Source organism: Actinosynnema sp. CS-041913 (assembly GCF_050942485.1).
GTDB lineage: Bacteria > Actinomycetota > Actinomycetes > Mycobacteriales > Pseudonocardiaceae > Actinosynnema.
Map to the genome: position 1 here is coordinate 5,197,466 of NZ_CP192037.1, position 21,008 is coordinate 5,218,473.

16 protein-coding genes are annotated in these 21,008 nt (G+C 71.8%); 12 read left to right on the forward strand and 4 right to left on the reverse strand.

Annotation, left to right across the window (positions count from 1 at the left end; all coding sequences use genetic code 11):
• Positions 1-26: 26 nt before the first annotated feature.
• Positions 27-902 (reverse strand): NAD(P)-dependent oxidoreductase, encoded by an 876-nt coding sequence (locus tag ACQPZF_RS23775; protein WP_433260303.1) that lies wholly within the window; start codon positions 900-902, stop codon positions 27-29.
• Between the two features lie 114 nt (positions 903-1,016).
• Between ACQPZF_RS23775 and ACQPZF_RS23780 the strand changes: the two genes are divergently transcribed.
• Positions 1,017-1,379, forward strand: a complete 363-nt coding sequence (locus tag ACQPZF_RS23780) for a winged helix-turn-helix transcriptional regulator (RefSeq protein WP_433260305.1) — start codon at positions 1,017-1,019, stop codon at positions 1,377-1,379.
• Between the two features lie 886 nt (positions 1,380-2,265).
• Positions 2,266-2,622, forward strand: a complete 357-nt coding sequence (locus tag ACQPZF_RS23785; protein WP_433260307.1) for a MerR family transcriptional regulator — start codon at positions 2,266-2,268, stop codon at positions 2,620-2,622.
• A 196-nt stretch (positions 2,623-2,818) separates the two neighbouring features.
• Here ACQPZF_RS23785 and ACQPZF_RS23790 read toward each other — a convergent pair whose 3' ends face one another.
• Entirely contained in the window at positions 2,819-3,859 is a 1,041-nt protein-coding gene (locus tag ACQPZF_RS23790; RefSeq protein ID WP_433260309.1) for an Lrp/AsnC family transcriptional regulator, read from the reverse strand.
• An 81-nt stretch (positions 3,860-3,940) separates the two neighbouring features.
• Here ACQPZF_RS23790 and ACQPZF_RS23795 point away from each other — a divergent pair, with 81 nt between their 5' ends.
• The 7 genes from ACQPZF_RS23795 (at position 3,941) to ACQPZF_RS23825 (ending at position 15,338) form a co-directional block, all read left to right on the forward strand.
• A complete protein-coding gene (locus ACQPZF_RS23795; RefSeq protein ID WP_433260311.1) occupies positions 3,941-4,192 on the forward strand; it encodes a hypothetical protein in 252 nt (83 codons plus the stop codon).
• Positions 4,192-5,667 (forward strand): sodium:solute symporter family protein, encoded by a 1,476-nt coding sequence (locus tag ACQPZF_RS23800; RefSeq protein ID WP_433260313.1) that lies wholly within the window; start codon positions 4,192-4,194, stop codon positions 5,665-5,667. The genes ACQPZF_RS23795 and ACQPZF_RS23800 overlap by 1 nt, the downstream gene beginning before the upstream one ends.
• A gap of 37 nt (positions 5,668-5,704) precedes the next feature.
• Positions 5,705-7,348, forward strand: a complete 1,644-nt coding sequence (locus ACQPZF_RS23805) for an amidohydrolase (RefSeq protein WP_433260315.1) — start codon at positions 5,705-5,707, stop codon at positions 7,346-7,348.
• A gap of 19 nt (positions 7,349-7,367) precedes the next feature.
• A complete protein-coding gene (locus tag ACQPZF_RS23810) occupies positions 7,368-8,756 on the forward strand; it encodes a P1 family peptidase (RefSeq protein ID WP_433260317.1) in 1,389 nt (462 codons plus the stop codon).
• Positions 8,757-8,953: 197 nt separating this feature from the next.
• Positions 8,954-10,009, forward strand: coding sequence for a radical SAM protein (locus ACQPZF_RS23815; RefSeq protein ID WP_433260319.1), 1,056 nt, complete (start codon positions 8,954-8,956; stop codon positions 10,007-10,009).
• A gap of 165 nt (positions 10,010-10,174) precedes the next feature.
• Positions 10,175-12,418 (forward strand): catalase, encoded by a 2,244-nt coding sequence (locus ACQPZF_RS23820; protein WP_433260321.1) that lies wholly within the window; start codon positions 10,175-10,177, stop codon positions 12,416-12,418.
• Between the two features lie 208 nt (positions 12,419-12,626).
• Positions 12,627-15,338, forward strand: a complete 2,712-nt coding sequence (locus ACQPZF_RS23825) for an alpha/beta hydrolase family protein (RefSeq protein WP_433260323.1) — start codon at positions 12,627-12,629, stop codon at positions 15,336-15,338.
• 75 nt (positions 15,339-15,413) lie between these two features.
• Here the strand turns inward: ACQPZF_RS23825 and ACQPZF_RS23830 are convergent, their stop codons facing one another.
• Positions 15,414-16,088, reverse strand: coding sequence for a S1 family peptidase (locus tag ACQPZF_RS23830; protein WP_433260325.1), 675 nt, complete (start codon positions 16,086-16,088; stop codon positions 15,414-15,416).
• Positions 16,089-16,148: 60 nt separating this feature from the next.
• Complete coding sequence (locus tag ACQPZF_RS23835) at positions 16,149-18,743, reverse strand: AAA family ATPase (RefSeq protein WP_433260327.1); 2,595 nt, start codon at positions 18,741-18,743, stop codon at positions 16,149-16,151.
• A gap of 153 nt (positions 18,744-18,896) precedes the next feature.
• Here ACQPZF_RS23835 and ACQPZF_RS23840 point away from each other — a divergent pair, with 153 nt between their 5' ends.
• From ACQPZF_RS23840 to ACQPZF_RS23850, 3 genes are read left to right on the forward strand one after another with little or no spacing between them, the layout of a single operon-like run.
• A complete protein-coding gene (locus ACQPZF_RS23840) occupies positions 18,897-19,508 on the forward strand; it encodes an isochorismatase family protein (RefSeq protein ID WP_433260329.1) in 612 nt (203 codons plus the stop codon).
• A gap of 30 nt (positions 19,509-19,538) precedes the next feature.
• Positions 19,539-20,525, forward strand: coding sequence for a LysR family transcriptional regulator (locus ACQPZF_RS23845; protein WP_433260331.1), 987 nt, complete (start codon positions 19,539-19,541; stop codon positions 20,523-20,525).
• A 38-nt stretch (positions 20,526-20,563) separates the two neighbouring features.
• On the forward strand, positions 20,564-20,989 hold the full coding sequence (locus ACQPZF_RS23850; protein WP_433260333.1) for a hypothetical protein: 426 nt from the start codon (positions 20,564-20,566) through the stop codon (positions 20,987-20,989).
• The last annotated feature ends 19 nt before the right edge of the window (positions 20,990-21,008 follow it).

Genomic DNA, 21,008 nt, shown 5'->3' on the forward strand with positions numbered 1-21,008 from the left:
CCCCCGGTCCCCTCCGGGCCCATCGCTCACCGCGGGTGCTTGATGCTCTCGAAGATGCGGGCGAAGCCCTCCTTCCCGTGGCCGGCATCGATCTGGCGCCGGATGAGGTTCTGCACCATGTCGATCGCCTCGGTGCTGATGCCCTGGGCGGCACTGGCATCGATGATGTTGCGCAGGTCGGAGAACTCCAGGCTCTGCTGCCCCTCGACGGTGTAGTCCCCACCGTCCACGACCGCGGCGAGCCCGGCGAACCCGCCGGTCATGGCGGTCAGCCAGGCCGCGGACCGCTGGGCGAACTCGCCGGCCGTCACGCCGGCACCCGCGACCATCGCCGCGCCGTGCAGGAACCCGGCGAACATGATGTACATGCCGGCGAGCAGGGCCAGGTCGTACAGCGACGCCAGGCCGGCGTCCTCGCCGAAGTAGACGCTCTCGCCCCACAGGTCGAGCAGCGGCCGGCACCGCTCGAACGCGGTCGCCGACCCGCTGTAGAGGATGGACGAGCCCGGCCCGCCGATCATCGACGGGACGGCCATGATGCCGCCGTCGAGGTAGGTCACGCCGTGGCCGGCCGCCCAGGCGGCGATCTCCCGGGACTGCTCCGGCGAGGTGGTGGTCACGTTGACCAAGGTCCGGCCGGCGAGCAGGTCGACCACCGGGTCGAGGACCTCGTGCACCGAGGCCGCGTCGAACAGGCACGCGATCACCACGTCCCCGGCCGCGACCGCCTCGGCCGCCGTGTCGACGGCCGTCGCGCCCAGGCCGACGAGGTCACCGGCCCGGCCGGGCGACCGGTTCCACACCGCGGTGGTGTGCCCAGCCTCCACCAGGGCCGCCGCGAGGGCGCTGCCCATCGCGCCCAAACCGAGGACGCTCACCCGGACACCGTTGCCAGCACTCATTTTTTCCTCCGTAGTCCATCGAGTGCCTTGATCATCACCCACACCGGTAAGGTCGGCCAGTACCGACTAATCAGTGCAATACCCACCTTTTGGTAAGCATGGCCGAGGAGAGACATGACGACGAAGGCGCGCCGAGGTCCCTACTTCTGCGGCATCGACGCGGCGATGGACGTGGTCTCCGGCAAGTGGAAGGTGCTGATCCTGTGGGAACTGCACCACCACGGCGTCCGCCGATTCGCCGAACTCCGCCGCGGCCTGCCCGGGGTGAGCGAGAAGATGCTCATCCAGCACCTGCGGGAAATGGAGGGAGACGGCCTCGTGCACCGCGAGGTGTACCGGGAGGTCCCGCCGAGAGTGGAGTACTCGCTCACCGAGGACGGCGTGTCCCTCAACCAGGCGCTGGCCCCGCTCGGCGTCTGGGGGACTGCGCGGATGCGGCGCATCGGAGCGGAGAAGGTGTCGGCCACGGCTTCCTGAGCACGCGCCGCGAGACGGCGTCCCCGGCGCGGCGTGCGGGAGCCGCGATCTGGCCTCGTGCTCGCGGCCTGCTGACCAGCCCTTTCCGTGCCCAGAGCAGGCCTCGGTCACTCGAACGAGTAAATCTGTGGTGGCGGAGGTAGACATCCGCCCTCCGCTGTGTGTAGTGTTCTCCTTGTTGCGAGAGAGACATGAACACGGGAGATGACGAACTACCCGTGCGGACAAGGCAAGACGGTCGGGCGTGCTGGAGCCGGTCAGTGGAAGGGGTTCCAGCAGGGCGACCAAGGGCAGTCGGCAGGCAGGACCGGACGCACCACCGCAGTGAGCACGACCACCGGAGCCGACAGTCGGATACACCAGCAAGTCGCAAGACAGCAGTCGCAAGACGCAGTACAGATGGATGAGCACAACGCACTACGGTTCATTGCAAGTGCAAGATGCAGTGCAGCACAGGCAAGTCGCAGTACAGGTAGTGCAGTACAGGTAGTTGCAGGTGCAGGACGGTCAGATGTGCCGGGGCCGATCGGTAGAAGGGGTTCCGGCGGGTGACCAAGGACTGTCGGCGAGGTGAAACCGGCGTGTGCAACAGGTCCGGGGCCGACGGTCACGTGAGAACGAGCAAGACAGATCACAGAGGAGAAGGGAAGGGTTGCACACCATCGGATCGCCTGTCTTCGGCTGAACTCTGCCGGACAGGTACCGCAGTTCCATCGGATTGGAAGGTGGTCTTCGGTTACGCACAAGCGATCCCCGCGGTTCCCGCCTCTGGTGCGGGTCCTGTGGACAGAGGAAATCGATCTCACGGTCGGTTGATGGAAGTGAAACCCAACACCCTGGGGCCCCGGCGCGACAGCGCCGGGGCCCCTCGTGATGCGGAGGCGCGATGACCCCAGAGAACAACGAACCGCAGAGCGCGGCGGACAAGTTCGACGACGACCACTACCCCGCCTACACCATGGGCCGGGCAGCGGAGATGCTCGGCACGAGCGCCGGCTTCCTGCGCAGTTTGGACGAGGCGGAGTTCATCGAGCCGCAGCGCTCGGCAGGCGGACACCGCCGGTACTCCCGCTACCAGCTCCGCTTGGCCGCCCGTGTGCGGGAACTGGTCGACCAGGGCACCGCCCTGGACGCGGCCTGCCGCATCGTCACCCTGGAGGACCAACTCCAGGAAGCCAGAGCCCTCAACACCACGCCACCACCCGAGGCGCCCGAGGCGTATCCACCGCTGCGGGGCGTGTAGCCACCCGAGACCGGGACGTCGACCCGAAAGCCGGTCGGCCACGGCGCGCGGCCGTGTTCGCCGCGGCGCCGACGTCCCCATCCGGTCCTGCGGCAACGGCACGTCGACGCCGACACGCTCTCGCGGATCGGCACGGGGTCGGACACCTGGTGCTGGGGCGCACCGCTGCCCGGCGGCGGCGTTCACCGAATGGTCATCACCGAACCACCGCGCGACCGTGCTGCCGCCACAGGTCTATCGGCACGTGCCGGACGGCGCGTCCGGTGGTGTCGAGGATCCAGCCCATGCGTTTGGTGTTGGCCAGGGTGATCGACCGGCCGGTCACGGTCACTTCGGGGAAGCGCTGCGAGATGTAGGACTCCAGCCGGTGACTGTCCGGAATGGACCGGACCCAGCCGTTGATGACCAGGTTGTGCTGTGACGTGACGGCGGCGCACATGCGTATCTCGGGCAGCGTCGCCAGCGCCCGCCCGATCCGCTCCTGGATGTGCGAGTCCACGGTGGCGTGGTAGGTGACGAACACCGGGTAGGGCGACAGGCTCTGCGCCACTTCGCAACGGGCCAGGATGGTGTTGCCGCGGTACAGCTTGCTCAGCCTCCGGCGGACCGTCGACTCGCTCATCCCGGTGCGGTCGGCGAGATCCCGGTAGCTCATCCGGCCGTCGGCTCCCAGTGCGAGGAGCAGCTTCCGGTCGTCGGCGTCGGGAGTCGGGACCGTCCCGCCGTCCGCGTGCGGGGTGGCGTTCCGGATCGCGTCCCGCTGGTTCCTGCCGATGGCGCCGATCTCCCAGCTCGCACCCTCGGTGAAGAACCGGGTGACGATGTGGCTGCGCACGGCGGTGACTCCGGGCAGCCGCCCGAGGACGTCGGTGTGCAGCCGGGCGAGGCCGTCCAGGCCGGACACCATCACGGTGAGCAGCAGGTCTTGGCGGCCGGAGGCGTGCTCGACGCTCGCCACGCACGGCAGGTCGGCCAATCGGCGGGCGGTCCGGGGTACGGCGGCGGGGACGCAGTCCACGTCGATGAACGCCAGGCAGTGGTCGCGGCACACGAACGGCCCGCCGTACGCGGTGACCCAGGCCAAGCCCTCGGAACGCAGCCGCAGCCAGCGGCGGGCGGCGGTGACCGGGCTGGTTTCCACCGCCTTGGCGATCACCGCCCACGGCGCGCGTGGAGCGACCTGCAACGCGTTGATCAGCAACAGGTCGAGTTCGTCCAGTGTGGCGGAATCCTTCATTTTCCCACGGTCCCTGACGGTTCGGTGCGGATCAAGCTGTCGTCGTCCCGGGGAGTTTCATGCTGTCCGCACTGTTTGGCAATGGCTGCCGGGCCGTCGGGCCTGTCGGTCGATCTTCCGGAGGCCGTCGTGCGCCTTGCGCTGTTCCTGCTCGCGGTGCCCGTGGTGGCACTGCTCGCAACCGTGTCCCTACCGTTCGTGAATGGCCCGCACCTGTGGTTCGGGCTGCCTTCGATGCTCGTGTGGTCGGTCGCGTGGGTGCTCACGGTGACGCCCGCGCTGGCGTTCGTCGAACACCGTCGCCGCACCCCTGCCGACCCGGGTGAACGCTGATGTCCGTCGTCCTGGTGGTATCCCTGGTGGGGATCGTCGCGATCGGCGTGGTCGGCGTTCTCGGCCGGCGCAGGCCCGCCGCCGACCTGGAGGAGTGGAGCGTCGGCGGGCGCAATTTCGGGTCGCTCACGACCTGGGTCCTGCAGGCCGGGGAGATCTACACGACGTTCACCTTCCTCGGCCTCGCGGGGCTGGCGTTCACCGCCGGCGTGGCGGTCACCTATGCCCTCCCCTACCTGCCGCTGGCGTACATCGGGCTGTACTTCATCGCGCCGAAGGTGTGGCGGACCGGGCGGGACCGGGGGCACATCACGCAAGGGGACTTCTTCGCCGACCGGTTCCGCAGCCCGCTGCTCGGCCGGCTCACCGCCGCGCTGGGTGTCGTGTTCCTGTTGCCCTACTTGCAGTTGCAGCTCACCGGCCTGGGCCTGGTGGTCGACCTGGTGACGGGCAGCAGATCCGCGGGCATCGCGGCGATGATCATCGCCGCGGTCCTGGTGACGTTGTTCGTGCTGTGGGCCGGCATCAACGGCGTCGCCCGCACGGCCTACCTCAAGGACGCGCTCATGCTCGTCGTCCTCGTGGTGCTCTTCGTCGTCGTCCCCTCCCACTTCTCCGGAGGTCTCGGCGGGATCGGCGAGAGGCTGCTCGACGGCCACGCGTCACTGCTGGTCGTCCCGGCCGAAGGCACGCACAACACGGTGTGGTTCTTCACCGCGATGGTGACCAGCCTGATCAGCGTCCTGTTCCTGACCATGCCCCAGCAGTGGCCGGCCGTGCTGTCGGCGAAGAACGAGAAGGCGCTGCGCCGCAACAGCATCTGGATGCCCGTGTACGGCGCCACCCAGGCGATCCCCATCGTCCTCGGGCTGATCGCCGTCACGGTGCTCACCTCGCCGACCAACGCCAACGGTGTGCTGCTCACCCTGGTGTCCCGGACCCTCCCCGACTGGCTGGTCGGCGTCGTGGCGGTGGCCGTGGCGGCGACGGCTATGGTGCCGGCGGCCGGGATCGTCCTCGGTATGTCCACATTGGTCACCCGCAACGTGCTCCGCGTCCGGGACCGGAGATCCGGGCTGCTGGTGAACTACGTGACCGTGGTGGCCGCGGTGGGTGTCGCGCTGGTCCTGGGGATCGGCCGGCCCGACGCGCTGGCGAACCTCCTGCTGCTGACCTACGGCGGGTTGGCGCAGATGGCTCCCGCCACGGCCTGCGCGTTGGCCCGCCGCACCCGGGCGCGCACGGTGTCGGTCACCACGGGCATCGTCGTCGGCGAACTCGTGCTGATCGGGCTGACGTTCGTCCTGGACTACCGGGGAAGCGTCAACTCCGGCCTGATCGCCTTGGGGTGCAACATCGTCGCCGCCCTCGCCACCGAGGCGGCGCTCCGGGCCCGCCGCCGCCGGTCGACCACACCTGCCGGGACCGACACCGCCGGACCGGACGAAGAGCCCAGGGCCGCGTATGCCCCATGATCGAAGGCCGTACCGCACAGCACGACGAGAGGTTGACATGGCGCAGGAGACAGAGCAGGTGCATCCGCTTCGGCTGATCTCTGCCCGCCGGATCGTCACCATGACCGCGGCCGACGCCGGACGCGCGCCGCGGGCGCTGGTGTGCCTCGGTGAACGGATCATCGCCGTGGGCGGCAAAGACGACCTGGCCGCGCGATTCCCGGAAGCTCTCCACACCGACGTCGGGGACGGCGTCATAGTGCCCGGTCTCAACGACGCCCACATGCACCCCTCGATGGTCGCCGAGGACGCACTGCACGTCGACCTGTCCCCGGACAAGGTGTCCTCGCCGCAGGCGATGACCGAGGCGCTGCGCGCGCAGGCCGCACGCACGCCCGGCGGCGGCTGGGTGCGCGCGTCCCGGTACGACCACGCCAAGACCACCGGCGGGCGCGTCATCGACCGGCACGACCTGGACGCGATCTGTCCCGACCACCCCGTGCTGGTCATCCACATCGCCTGCCACTGGGCGGTCGCGAACTCCGCCGCGCTGGCCGCCGGCGGGCTCACCGACGAGTCCACCGACCGGCCGGGAGGCTCGCTGGGCCGCGATGCCGCCGGTCGCCTCAACGGAATCCTGTACGAGCAGGCGCTGTTCGACTACGCGGTCGGCGCGATGGCCCGCGGCGGGCGGACCGTCATACCCGAGAGCGGTCCCGACGACCGCCGACGCGCGCTGGGCCACGTGCTGACGTCGCTGAACGCCGTCGGGATCACCTCGGCGGGCGACCTGCTGGTGGGTCCGGGCGACATCCGGGTGTACCAGGACGCCGAACAGCACGGTCCGTTGCCGGTGCGGATCAACCTCATGGTGGCCTACCCGCACTTCGACGCGATGCGCGGCCTCGGTGTGCGCAGCGGGTTCGGTGGTTCCCGCCTGAGGTTCGACGGCGTGAAAGCGTTCGTGGACGGCGCGATCGGCGGCGGCACCGCACTGCTCGACGAGCCCTACGAAGGACACCCGCACGACCACGGGCAGCAGGTGGTCGGCGCCGCCGAGCTGACCGACCTCGTGCGCGCCGTGCACGCCGCGGACACCCGGATCGCCGTGCACGCCAACGGGGACCGGGCGATCTCCCTGCTGCTGGACGCCTACGAACGGGTACGGGACACCGATCCACGGCCTCACCTGCGACACCGGATCGAACACTGCACCGTCGTGACCGAGGACATCGTGCGCCGCATCAAGGGCGTCGACGCCATCGTCGCGCCCTTCGGCAGCTACATCGCCTTCCACGGCGACAAACTGCCCGACTGGTACGGCGAGAAGCGGCTGGACCGCATGTTCCCGCACCGCTGGCTGCTGGACGCGGGCATCACCGTGGCCGGTGCTTCCGACTACCCCTGCGCCCCACCGGATCCGCTGCTCGGCATCCAGAGCTGCGTCACCCGGACCACCGCCGCCGGCGACGTGCTCGGCGGCGGCCAACGGATCTCCCCCCGCGAAGCGCTGCGCCTCTACACGGTCGGCGCGGCCGAGGCGCACGGCGAAGCCGCCGACAAGGGCCGGCTGGCTCCCGGCTACCTGGCCGACTTCACCGTGCTGGGCGACGACCCGCTGACCGTCGACCCACACCGCATCGCCGCCATCCCCGTCCGGTCCACCTGGGTCGGCGGCGAGCAGGTCTGGTCCCAACCCTGACACCACTTCGGAGAACGCCATGCGGAAATGGCCCTCGACCACCGTCCTCGCACTGCTCGTCGTGTTCGGCGTCGCCGTGCCGGCCGCCGCCGACGAACCGGGCCGCACCGGTCCGGACAACGCCATCACCGACGTGCCCGGCGTCCTGGTCGGTCACCACACCGACCGGCACAACATCACCGGCACCACCGCCCTCGTCATCCCGAAGGGCGCGACCGCCGGCGCGGACGCACGGGGAGGCGCCCCGGGCACGATCAACACCGACCTGCTCGACCCGGTCGCCCTCCAACCCGACGTCCACGGCCTGTTCCTGTCCGGCGGCAGCGTGATGGGCCTGTCGGCCTACGCCGGCGTCGTGCAGTTCCTCCGCGAGCAGGGCCTGGGCATCAAGTTCGGGGGCAAGGCCGTCCCGGTGGTGCCCGGCGCGATCGTGTTCGACCTCGGCCAGGGCGCCGACGCCGACGACCCGATCGAACAGACCCCCGGCTTCGACGCCGGCTACCAGGCGGCCAAAGCCGCCCGCTCCGGCCCCGTCGAGACGGGCAGCGTCGGCGCGGGCACCGGCACCGGGACCGGCGGACCCCCGGGCCTGCGGCTGAAGGGCGGAGTGGGCACCGCCAGCATCCAACTCGGCGGCGGTGTCGTCGTGGGCGCGCTGGTGGTGGTCAACTCCGCCGGGAAGCTCTACAACGAGGCCGACGGCTGCGAGCTGCACACGCTGTACATGGAGCTCGGCAACGAATACGGCAACACCCGCCGCCCACCACGCGGCTGTCAGACCTCCACCCACGGCAACCCGGCACCACGTGCCGGCCAGACCGACCGCACGGTCGACGAGAACACCACCATCGGCGTGGTCGCCACCAACGCCACCCTGACGGTCGCGCAAGCCGAAAAGCTCGCCCAAGTGGCCCACGACGGCCTGGCGCGGGCCATCCGCCCCGCCCACACCATGGGCGACGGCGACACCACCTTCGCTCTCGGCACCCGCACCACCGGCGCACCCGACGACCGCGGCTACGAGGCGATCCTCGACGCCGCGGCGAGCACCTTCAGCCGTGCCTCCGTGCACGCCGTCCTCGACGCCACCCCGCTGGGCGGCCGGCAGCCCTACTGCCAGGTGTTCCGCGGAGCCTGCGACACCCACCGCCCCGCCGTCGACCCGGCACCGGCAGGCGCCGACCCCGCACCGGCCGACATCGCACCCGCCGACCCCGCACCGGCAGTCGCCAACCCCGCACCGGCAGTCGCGGACCCGGGAACCGGGTCGGGCGGCCCTGGCACGGGGTCGGCGAGTTCGGCCGGACAGGCCCTCGTCCCCGCGCTCCCCTTCATCCTCGCCGCCGCCGGGTTCTGGGCCCTCAGCCGCCGCCGCGCCACCGCGTCCACCCGCCACCGGCTCCGCTGACCGCCTGCCACGCCGCCGCGTCCGCACCATGACGCGGCGGCGTCCGGCGGGCCTCGGGTCGCCGCCGTGACGCGCTCCGGACCACCCGACCGGGTCAACTGGGTGGCGAGCACGGCGTGGTAGCGGCGGCGGTCGGGGACCATGCGACCACGCCCTGGCGGTCGGACTCCGCGACTGCCGGAGAGGAGACGATGGTCTTGACTGGTCGAAGCCGTTCGGCGGTCGGGCCGGACTACCCGCTGGTGCCGCCGACGCCGCGCGAGCTGCAGGTGGAGGTGACCGGTGCCTGCAACCTGCGGTGCCGGATGTGCCTGGTGCGTTACGCGCCCGCGGTCGGTCGGCGGGAAGGTGCGTTGTCCTACGAGCGGTTCCGCGACCTGGTGGACGCGCTGCCCGCGTTGACGAGGCTGACGTTGCAGGGCCTGGGCGAGCCGCTGCTCGCGCCGCACCTGCTGGACATGCTCCGCTACGCCGCGGACCGGAAGGTCGAGGCCGGGTTCAACACCAACGGCGTGCTGCTCGACCGGGGATGGGCGCGTGACCTGATCGCCGCGGGCACCGGCTGGGTGCACGTCTCGCTGGACGGCGCGACCGCCGCGACCTACCAGGACGTGCGGCACTCGACCACGTTCGCGCCGCGGCCCGGCCAGTTCGACCTCGTCGTGGAGAACCTGCGGGTGCTGCTGGCCGAGCGCGCCGCGGCGGGAGGTCCGCGGCCGGTGGTCAAGCTGGTGTTCGTGGCGATGCGGCGCAACATCGCCGAACTTCCCGACCTGGTGGGACTGGCCGCCGACCTCGGGGTGGACGAGCTGTGGGTGCAGAACCTGAGCCACACCTTCGACGACACCGATCCGACCGGCCGGTACGCCGACATCCGCGCGTACGCGGCCGAGGAGGGCCTGGCCGAGGACGTGGAACTGCTGACCCGCGCCTTCGGCGCCGCCACCGCCACCGCCGAGGCCCGCGGGCTGCGCGTCCGGCTACCGTCCACGGTGGACCGACGCCCGCCCGTGCGCACCGACGGCCCCGGCTGCACGTGGCCGTGGGACTCGGCGTACGTCACCCATCTCGGCGAGGTTCAGCCGTGCTGCATGGTGATGGGCAGTGACCGGGCCACCCTCGGCAGGCTGGGCGACCAGCCGTTCACCGCCATCTGGCAGGGCGAGGAGTACCAGCGGTTCCGCGCGGCCCTGCTGACCGACGAGCCGCCCGCCGTGTGCCGCGGGTGCGCGTTGTACCGGCGCACCTTCTGACACGGGGGCATTTCCGTTGCACCGACGCGACTTCGCACAGGTAGCCGCCTCACGGTCGTCCACAGCGGTCACGGATCGTGGTCCGGAGTCCACTCGATAGAGCCCCCGCACCCCGTGTAGACCCCTCCGCGCCGGGGTAGCCGCCAGGCGACCAAGGGAGGGCGAGTGGAGTCGAAGAATCCTGCCGAGATCGTCAAGAACGCTCTCGAGAAGGCAGTCGAGAAGGTGACCGACCTGGTCACGCCGGACATCCCCGGAGCACCCGGGAGCGAGCCGCCGAGCCTCGCGCAGCCGACCGAGCCGCGCGAACCCCTGCCGCCGAAGAGCGACCAGGACGCGCCGGAGACCGTGACCCCCACCGGTGCGCCGACCGGTGCGCCGAAGACGTCGAAGAGCCAGCAGGGCGCGTTCCTGACCACCGCGCAGGGCGTGCGGCTGTACGACACCGACCACTCGCTCAAGGCGGGTGAACGCGGTCCGACGCTGTTGCAGGACCACCACCTGCGCGAGAAGATCATGCACTTCGACCACGAGCGCATCCCCGAGCGGGTGGTGCACGCGCGGGGCGCGGGCGCGCACGGCGTGTTCGTGGGTTACGGCTCCGCGGCGAACGTGTGCAAGGCGGCGTTCCTGCGCGAGGGCGAGACCACGCCGGTGTTCGTGCGGTTCTCCACGGTCGTGGGCTCCCGCGGCTCGGCGGACACCGTGCGTGACACCCGCGGGTTTGCCACGAAGTTCTACACCGCCGAGGGCACGTTCGACCTGGTGGGCAACAACATCCCGGTGTTCTTCATCCAGGACGGCATCAAGTTCCCGGACATCATCCACGCCGTGAAGCCGCACCCCGACCGGGAGATCCCACAGGCGCAGAGCGCGCACGACACGTTCTGGGACTTCGTGTCGCTGCACACCGAGGCCACCCACCACGTGCTGTGGCACATCTCCGACCGGGGCGTGCCGCGGTCCTACCGGACCATGGAGGGCTTCGGCGTCCACACGTTCCGGCTGGTCAACGACGCGGGCGAGACGTCGTTGGTGAAGTTCCACTGGAAGCCGAAGCAGGGCGTGCACTCGCTGCTGTGGGAAGAGGCGCAGCTCATCAGCGGCGTCGACCCCGACTTCCACCGCCGCGACCTGTACGACGCGATCGAGTCCGGCGCGTTCCCCCAGTGGGAACTGGGCATCCAGGTCTTCCCGGACACGCCCGAGCAGCAGTTCGAGGGCATCGACCTGCTCGACGCCACCAAGATCGTGCCGGAGGAACTGGCGCCCGTGCAGCCGATCGGGATGCTCACCCTCAACCGCAACCCGACGAACTTCTTCGCCGAGTCCGAGCAGGTCGCCTTCCACACCGGCCACCTCGTGCCGGGCATCGACGTGACCGACGACCCGCTGCTGCACGCCCGGCTGTTCTCCTACCTGGACACGCAGCTAACCCGCCTGGGCGGGCCGAACTTCGCGCAGATCCCGATCAACCGCCCGCACGTGCCGGTCAACGACATGCTGCGCGACGGGTTCCACCAGCACGCGGTGCACGGCGGTGTCGCGCCGTACAAGCCGAACTCGCTCGACGGCGGGTGCCCGTTCCACGCCGGAGCGGCGGACAAGGCGTACGTCGAGGTGCCGCAGCGCATCGTGGAGGCCACGAAGGTCCGGCGGGCGGCGGCGTCGTTCGACGACCACTTCACCCAGCCGCGCCTGTTCTTCCGCAGCCTGAGCCCGATCGAGCAGGAGCACGTGATCCGCGCATTCACGTTCGAACTCGGCAAGTGCTACGAGCAGGCGATCAAGGAGCGGGCGCTGCTCGTGCTGGCCAGGGTCGACGCGCGGCTGTGCGCCGAGGTCGCCACCGGCCTCGGGCTGCCCGCGCCCGAGGCCCAGGACCTGCCCGACGTGCCGCCCAGCCCGGCGCTGTCCCAGCTCGGGCACACCTGGCCGGTCGACGGCCGGGTGGTGGGGATCGTCGTGGACGCCGACGACCCGGACGGCCTCGACGGGGTCCGCACGGCCCGGACCGCGCTGCAGGCGGCCGGCGTGGTGCCGCTGATCATCGCGAGCCGCGGCGGCGACCTCGCCCACGGGCTGGTGGCCCAGCGCACGTTCCTGACCGCGCGCTCGGTCGAGTTCGACGCCCTCCTGGTGGCCGCGGCTCCCCCGCCCGCCCCGGACGCACTGCCGGTGCGGGACGAGAAGTCCGGCGCGAGCGCGTCGCCGCTCGACCCGCGCGTGGACCTCCTCGTCGCCGAGACCTACCGGCACGCCAAGGCGATCGGCGCGTGGGGCCCCGGCGTCGCGGTGGTCGGCGCCGGCCCCGGCGTGGTCACCGGCGACGGGCCGGCCGACGTCGTCCAGGAGGTGCTGACCCTGCTCGGCGAACACCGCGTGTGGGCCAGGCTCGCACCCGCGTGATCCGATAGCCCGCACGGCCCTCGGCCGGTCGGCCCCCGCTACCGGGGAGCGACCGGCCGAGGGCCGTTTCCGGTCGCGGACACCGCCGGAAAACAAATTGACGAGGCGCATTATATCAGAACTAAAAGCCTCCTTTCAGGCCCTTGTGCGGAAATATTCGAGGGCACTACAACTATTCGTGCATCGGCCAATTCGAGGGGGATTGCGCATGCGTTTGACCAAGTTGTTGCTGCCCGCGCTGCTCGTGGCCGGCCTCGCCACCCCGGTGGTGGCGGCGGCCGAGCCGGCGGCGGGTCCGCCGCCACCGGGGTGGACCTACACCGGAGCCCAGTTGGTGTGGACGGCGCCCACGGCGATCCCGGCGGGCGACGCCGCGATCGAGTTCTGGGACGGCGACCGGCTGCTCGGGGTGCCGCGTCCGTCCGCCGACCAGCGCACCTACACCCTGGACCGGCCCAGGATCGGCAGTGCCGACGGGCTCCAGGTCCGGGCCGCCGGCCGCCGGCTGGACGCCGAGGAGCCGGTGCGCCCGTTGGGCACGACACCGCCGCCCGCACCGGCACCGCTCGCCGCCGGCGCGGTCGACCCCGGCAAGCCCGGCCCCTTCCGGACGCGCACCGGGGAGTACGCGCTGGACCCGATCACCGTGCCGGGATACCCGGCGCCCATCGAGATGCAGGCCGTGGTCGTGGCGCCGAAGGGCCTGCCCGGCAAGCGCCCGCTGGCGCTGTTCCTGCACGGCAGGCACTTCACCTGCTACGACCCGGACGACCCGAACAGGATCCTGCTGTCGTGGCCGTGCCCGGCGGACGCCAAGCCGGTGCCGAGCCACCGCGGGTACCTCCAGGCGCAGCAACTGCTCGCCTCGCAGGGCTACGTGACCGTGTCCGTCTCCGCCAACGGCGTCAACGCGCAGGACGCCGCGGACGTCGAGGCGGGTGCGGGAGCGCGGTCGGCGCTGGTCCGCGCGCACCTGGCGAAGTGGGCGGACTGGGCGGGCCCCGGTCGCGGCTCGGCGCCGGAGATCGTCCGCGCCGCACCCGCCGCCGACCTGGCGAACGTGTTCCTGGTCGGGCACTCCCGCGGCGGCGAAGGCGTCAACCGGGCGGCCACCGACAGCATCACCCCGCCACCGCCGGGCAGCGGCCACGACGGCCCGGCGCGCTGGACGATCAAGGGCGACCTGCTGATCGGCCCGACGATCTTCGGGCACAACCCCGCGCCGGACGTGCCGTCGGTGACCATCCTGCCCGGCTGCGACGGTGACGTGAGCGACCTCCAGGGTCAGCTCTACCTGGACGCGACCCGCGGCTTCGGCCGGGGAGCCGCGCTGCACAGCGCGCTCTACTTCGTCGGCGCGAACCACAACTACTTCAACACCGAGTGGACCCCCGGCCAGGCGGCGGCCCCGGCGTCCGACGACTTCTTCCCCCTGCCCCCCGACGCGGTGTGCTCGTCGGGAACCCCCACCCGGCTGACGGCGGAGCAGCAGCAAACGGCGGGCGCGACCTACATCGCGGCGGCGGCACGCCTGTTCATCGCGGGTGACCAGCGGGTCCTGCCGCTGCTCGACGGCAGTGGCGTCCGCGCGCCGTCGGCCGACCCGGCGCGGGTGCTCAGCCATGCCGTCGGCGGCGCGCGGACGCCGTTCGTCGTGCCCGACGACGCGACCGCGGCCGGTGGCAGCGCGCGGATGTGCGCGCAGGTCCCGGCGGACCCGGACTCCGCGTGCGTCTTCGACCCGTCCGGACGGTGGGGATCACCGCACTTCACCTGGTTCCGCGGGATCAGGCCGGAGCCCGGCAGGTTCGCCGTGGCGCTGGAGTGGTCCGCCGAGGGCCGGTCGGCGGTCGTGCGTCCCGGCCAGCCGGTCTCGCTGGCCGGGGCACGGGACCTGGCGCTGCGGCTGATCGTCCCGCCGAACACCGTGGCGAACCGCTTCGACGTGGCGGTCACCGACACGGCCGGTCGCCGCGCGCAGCTCGGTTCGGTGTCGCTCGACGGGCTGCCCGCCACCGAACGGCTGTCCGCCCGCTGGGCGCAGGAGGTCCGCGTCCCGCTGCCGTCGCACGGCGTCGACCTGCGCCAGGTCGCCGCGCTGGAACTCGTCCCGCGCGCCGGGGCCGGGCAGGCGTGGCTCATCGACGCGCACGGCTGGAGCCACGGCCTGCCGGACCCGCGACCGGCCGCGCTGCCGCGGGTCGACGTGGGTGAGCTGACGGTCGAGGAAGGCGACTCCGGCACGCGGACCGTCCAGGTCCCGGTCGCCGTGTCCGGCGACGGCGCCGGCTCGGTGCGGCTGTTCATCAACGACGAGAACGGCCGCACGTACACCCAGCGGCTGGTGACCCTCCAGCCCGGCCAACACCGGATCGAGATCCCGATGGAGGTCGCCGGCAACACCCGCTGGAGTTCGGGCTCACGGCGCGCGCTGCTGGTGAAAGCCGTCCAGGGCACGGTCGCCGGCCGCTACGCGGGTGGACTCAGGGTGCTCGACGACGACCCGGAGCCGACGCTCACCGTCACCCCGGCCGCCGAGGTCGCCGAGGGCGGTGTCCTGACCTGGCGCGTGACCCTCTCCGCGGCGGCCGACGAGGCCATCCTCCGGCTGGGCGCGCCGATCGCCCCGGCCGGCGCGCCGGAACTGTCCTCCACCGATGTCGACGCCGAGTGGTTCCGGCGGCTGGCGAACCCGGACGAACCGCTGCCGTCCCGGCCGTTGTCCACGACCCGGCTGCGCACCTTCCTGTACGTCCCGCCGGGTGAGCTGAGCACGGAGATCACCGTCCCGACGGTGGCGGACACCGAGGCGGAGCCGGCCGAGCAGGTCCGGTTGCACTTCACGTCGCTGCCGCCGGGCGGCAGCGAGTTCACCGTCGTCGGCACGGTCACCGACCCGGCCACACCACACCGGTCCTGACGCCACACCCGAAGGAGCCCGGGTGTCCGTGCCGCGGCACGGACACCCGGGCTCCCGCGTGGTGACGCGGTGCGGTCAGACCCCCGCGGTGGAGCGGATCCAGGCCCGCACGGCGGGCACGCTGGAGTACTGCTGCGTCGACGTGCCGTCGGCGGTCGACGCGACGCCGACCTGCAGGCCGTTGTACATCTGCGGGCCGCCCGAGTCACCGGACCACGCGTTGCCGTTGATCCGGCTGGTGCACAGCGCCTGACCGCCGTAGTAGTCGCGGCAGATCGAGGTCATCCGCACGTTGGCGGTCTTCAACTGGGGCGACACCGGGCCGTTGCGGCTGGTGTACCCCCACCCGTAGATCTGGTTGGTGGTGCCGTTCGCGGGGTTGGTGTCGGCCAGCTTGGAGTACTCGCTGGTCTGGATGGGCGTGCTGAGCTGGAGCAGGGAGACGTCGGCCGAGTTGTTGACGTACCGCGTCACCGAGCTGGGCGTGCCCTGGGCCCGCTGGACGTTGCCGACCCGGACCGTCAGGCCCGTGCCGACGCAGTGCTTCGCGGTGAGCACCCAGTTCGGCGAGATGATCGTGCCCGAACAGGTGAACGAGCCGTTGCGGTAGACCGCCGCGGCCCACGGGGCCGACGACACCAGCGTGCCACCGATGATCATGGGCTCGACGCTGCCGCCGCTCGGGCTCGCGTTGGCCGGAGCAGCGGTGACCGCGCACAGCAGGGCGCAGGCAAGGATGAAAGGACGCATGCTGATCTCCTCGTCCTCTAGGCAGGGTGGGACAAGCGAGAGTCAGGATGGATGTCCGGTTCACCGGTCGGAAACGGGGAATTCCCGCTCCCCGCGCAACCGGGCGGCGAGCTGCGTGCGGTTGTGCACCGCCAGCTTGCGGTAGATCCGGGTCAGCGCGCCCTCGACCGTCTTGACGCTGATGTTCAGCCGCCCGGCCACCTCCGGGTTGCTGGCGCCCTCGATGACCTGCCGGGCGATCCGGGCCTCGAACCCGGCCAGGGTGGCGCCGCCGGGGGTGTCCCCGAGCAGCACCGCCGCCCGTCCGGCCCACCTCGGCGCGCCGCTCTCGGTGAACACCTGCCGGGCCTGTTCGAACAGCTTGCGGGAAGCTCCGCGCCGCCGGCGCCTGCGTTCGGTGACGCCGAGCGCCAGCAGGCTCCGGCCGAGCTGCAACGGTTGGCGCAACTCCCGGTGCGCCTCGACCGCCGCCTCCAGGGACCGCTCCGCCCTGCCGTAGTCCTTGAGCGCCAGCCGGAGCAGGCCGTCCGCCCGGTCGAGCGACGCGATCACGCCGCGCCTGCCGAGCCGCACCGCGCCCGCCCTGGCCCCGCCGATCACCCCGGCGGCCTCCTCCAGGTGGCCGACCGCGATCAGCGGCTCGGCCAGGTCCGGGCGGATCCCGAACACCGCGGGGTCCATGACGCCCATGTCCTGTTCCAGCCTGACCGCCCGGCGCAGCGGTTCGAGCGCGGCCTCCGGATCGCCCGCGCTCAACGCCGCCAGCCCCTGGGCGTGCAGGTTGCGCACGAGGAAGGAGTCGTCACCATCCGCTTCGGCCCGGTTCGCTCCCCGCCGCGCGAGGGCGTCCGCCACCACCGGGTCACCGCCGTACGCCTCCGCCAGCGCGGCCCCGTAGCAGGCCAGCGCGAGGTCGGAGCCCATGGTCTCGGCCAGCCGCAGGCACTCGGTGGCCCGGTACAGCGCGCTGTCGCACCGCCCCATCGCGACCCACACCTCGATCGCGGCCCAGGTCATACCGACCAGCTCGGACCGCATGCCGCGGTCGACCGCGTGGTCGAGCAGCACCGTGAGCTGGTCGGACGCGGTCTGCAACCGGTCGGCGAACAGGTCGAGGCGGGCGGCCACCCACAGCGTGCCGTCGTGCGTGACCACCATCCGCTCGGGCACGATCCGCCGGGCCAGGTCGAGGGTCCGGGTGGCGGTGGGGTCGCCGAGGGCGATCTGGCACAGCGCGAGCGAGCACAGCGCCATGACCTCGGTGTGCACGTCCTTGGCGGTCCTGGCGAGCAGCACGGCGTCCGCGAAGTGCCGGGCGGCCTCGCGCAGGTCGCCGCCCAGCGCGGAGTGCAGCGCGACCCGGTACTCCACCGGGGCTTCCAGCGCGGCGTCCCCCTTGGCGTGCGTCAACGCCTCACCCACGATGCCGCCGGCGGCCGTCCTGGCGTAGCGGACGGCGTCGACCATCACCAACTGGGCCCGGACCCGCTGGCTCTTCGGCACGCCGGGCGAGCGCAGCACCTCGCGCGCCAGCGCGGTCGCCAGCTCGTGCCGGCCCGCGCCCAGCGCGTCGCTCGCGGCACGCAACCGCCGCCCGGCCGCGCGCGCCGGGGTGCTCGGCGGGGTGCGTTCGGCGGCGAGCCCGCCCAGCTCGCCGGCCCGTCCGAGCGCTCCCCGCCGGCGTGCCGCGCTCGCCGCCCGGAGCAGCATCGCGGCGGTGGGCTCGTCGAAGCCGGTGACCGAGTAGGCGCGGTGCCGCGCCCGCTCCACCGGGTCCGGCGCCACCTCCGCCAGCCGGGAGTGCACCGCGCGGACCTCGTCCGGGGAGACGACGAGGGGTAGCGCGGCGGCCACGAGAAGCTGCCGGAACCGCACCTCGCCGTCGGGCGCCACCCGGACCAGCGGGCAGGCCCCGAGTTCGGCGGCTGCCCGCTCGCGTCCGTAGTGGACGATCAGGCGCAGGCTGGGCTTGTCCATCAGGGCGGCCACGAGCAGGGTGGTGCGGGTTCCGGCGGGCTGCGCGTCCAGCAGTTCCCGGACGACCTGCCGCAGCCGGGCCGGGATCTCGCCGGGGGACTTGCTCAACTCGATGGCGTACAACGGGTTCCCACCGGTGAGCCGGACGTCGACCTGGCCGTGCCGGGACATCAGCTCGGCGGTCGCCGCGGCGGACAGCGGCGGCACCTCGACCGCCTCGCCGCACCACCCGATCCCCGGCTCCCGGGCGGCGACGACCAGTCGCGGCTCGGCCCTGGCCGCCGCGAACGCCAGCACCTCCGCCGTCGCGCCGTCGATCCACTGCCCGTTGTCGATGGCGACCACCGGGGCCACCTCGCGGAACACGGTCAGCACGGCCTGCCGCAGCGCCAGCGGGTCCGGCTCACCGGCGCGACGCCGCAACGCGCGGTCCAACGCCTCCTGCCGCGGCGGCGGCAGGTCGACCCGGACGTCGGCGAGGAGGTCCGCCAGCACCAGGTACGGGACCTGCCGGTCGGCCTCCGCCGGGCTGCTCCGGAGAACCGTGCCGACGACCGGCACGACGGCCTCCAGGACCGCGGACTTCCCGATCCCGACCGGCCCGTGCAGCAGCACGCGGCCACGCGCGAGCCTGGCGCGCACGGTGGACAGCAGGTCGTCACGACCGAGGAGATCCATATCGTCACCGACCGTACTGCCGGCCGCAACCGGCCCTCAACGGTCTCGTACTCCGGGGGCTGGGTGCGGGCCGGGTATAAACGATTCCGATACCAGCAGGGCGAGACACCGTGTTAGCGTCGCGGAACAATTCTTCGGGAATGAAGGACCGATATGACGACCCCTCCCTGGATAGTCGATCCGGAGACCTGCGCGCTGCTCGTCATCGACATGCAGAACGATTTCGTCCGCGAGGGTTTCCCGATGGCCGTGCCGATGGCCCGCGAGCGGGTGCCGGTCATGCGGAACGTCCTCGACACGTGCCGGGGCGCGGGAATTCCCGCGATCTACACGCAGCACATCCTCTATGACACCTTCGACGTGTCGCCGCTGGAGACCGCGTACATCCCCCGGCTGCGCCGATCCGGCATGCGCGACGGCAGCCACGGCGCGGAGATCATCGACGAACTCGCGCCGGAGCCGGGCGAGATGGTGATCCGGAAACACCGGTACGACGCCTTCCACAACACCCCGCTGCACAGCGTGCTGAACACGATCCGGGGACTGCGGCGGGTCGACACGGTGATCATCATCGGCACCCTCACCGAGGCGTGCTGCGAGTCGACCGCCCGCAGCGCGTACATGCACGACTACCGCGTCGCCTTCATCGAAGACGCGACCGGCGCCCTTTCCGATTCCGCGCAGGAGGCGACCCTCCGCTCGATCCGCGGCTTCTTCGGCCGGGTGCTGTCCTCGGCCGGGCTCGCCGACGAGCTGGAGGGATGAGCCGGCAGGCGGTGTGGGACGGTGGACGGCATGGATCTGGAGGGCCTGCGGTCGTTCCTGGCGGTGGCCCGGCACCGCACCATCTCCAAGGCCGCCGCCAGTCTGCACGTGACCCAGCCGACGATGAGCCTGCGGCTGCGCCGCTTGGAGGACGGGCTCGGGTTCCCCCTGTTCGAACGGGGGTGGCGCGGTGTCACGCTGACCCGTAGAGGCGCGTACTTCCTGCCGTACGCGGCCCAGCTCGTCCGGGACCTGGCCGGCGCGTCCGCGGTGCTCGGCGAGCCGGGGCACGGGCGTCCGCTGAGCTTCGCGACCGTCGCGCGGGGGCGTGCGGACCAACTCGTCGTCGGGGTGGACCCGTGGCTCACCGGCCGGCTGACCGACGCGGTCGTGGACACGTTCCACGCGGCGACGGGGCCGGCCGGCTTCCGGATCAGCAGCAGGCCGGCGCCCACCCTGATCGACCTGCTCGAACTGGGGCACCTCGACTACGCCGTGTACTACTCGACGGGCCGCGGCGACGTCTCCCACGCCCGGCCCCTGCTCCGCGATCGGATGGTGCTGGTGCACCACTCGGACCTCGTCCTGGAGGGTGAGTCAGCCGTCCGCGAAGCCCTGGCGAACCACGACTTCCTGCTGTTCGACAATCCCGTGCTGACCCACCACGCGGACGTGACCACCCGGCTGATCGACCACTACGGGCTCACCCGGTTCCGCGTGGTGGACGACCTCGACGTGATGCTCTCGCTGCTGCGCAAGGGCGACACGATCTCGATCCTGCCGGTCAGCGCGCTTCCCCCGGACTCGCGGAGCGCGAAGGTCTCCATCACCGAGCTGGGCCGGTTCCCGCCGGAGATCACCATCGACCTCGGCTGGCACGCGGGCAGCGGCCGGGCGGCGGAGTCCGGCGCGTTCCACGCCGCGATCAGTGCGGCGGTCGGAGCAGCGGTCGGCACGGCGGTCGGCACGGCGATCGGCCAACAAACGCCCAACGGATCGCCAACACCCGGTTCCTAGGGTCGCCTCTGCTCGTTCGACGACCAGAGGAGAAACCCATGTCACGATGGAGCGTAGTAGCCGGCGCCGCGGTGGCGTCCCTGGCAGCAGGCCTGCTGCTCACCGCACCCGCGAACGCGGTCGGCAGCACCAGCCTCCCGTCCCGGCTGTACGGGTGCGCCCGCGGCGACTTCTGCTCGTACTCGACCGAGGTCATCTCGGCCGGCACGAAGATCAGCATCGGCCGGGGCGAGGACTGGTCGGTGTCGAAGGTGGCCGACAGCCCCTACCGGAACGTCCGGTCGTTCTTCAACTACGGCTACCCGGACACCGAGCCCAAGGTGCGGGTCACCTACGTCCTGCCGACCGGCGCGAAGTCCAGCATGTGCGTCGGTCCCGCCAAGGACGGCAACGTGGGCGCCGGCCACGAGCTGCCCGGCGTGCCGGTGACGGTGATCAAGATCGACTGGCGGAGTAGCTGCTAGCAACGGACCGCCCGGCGCA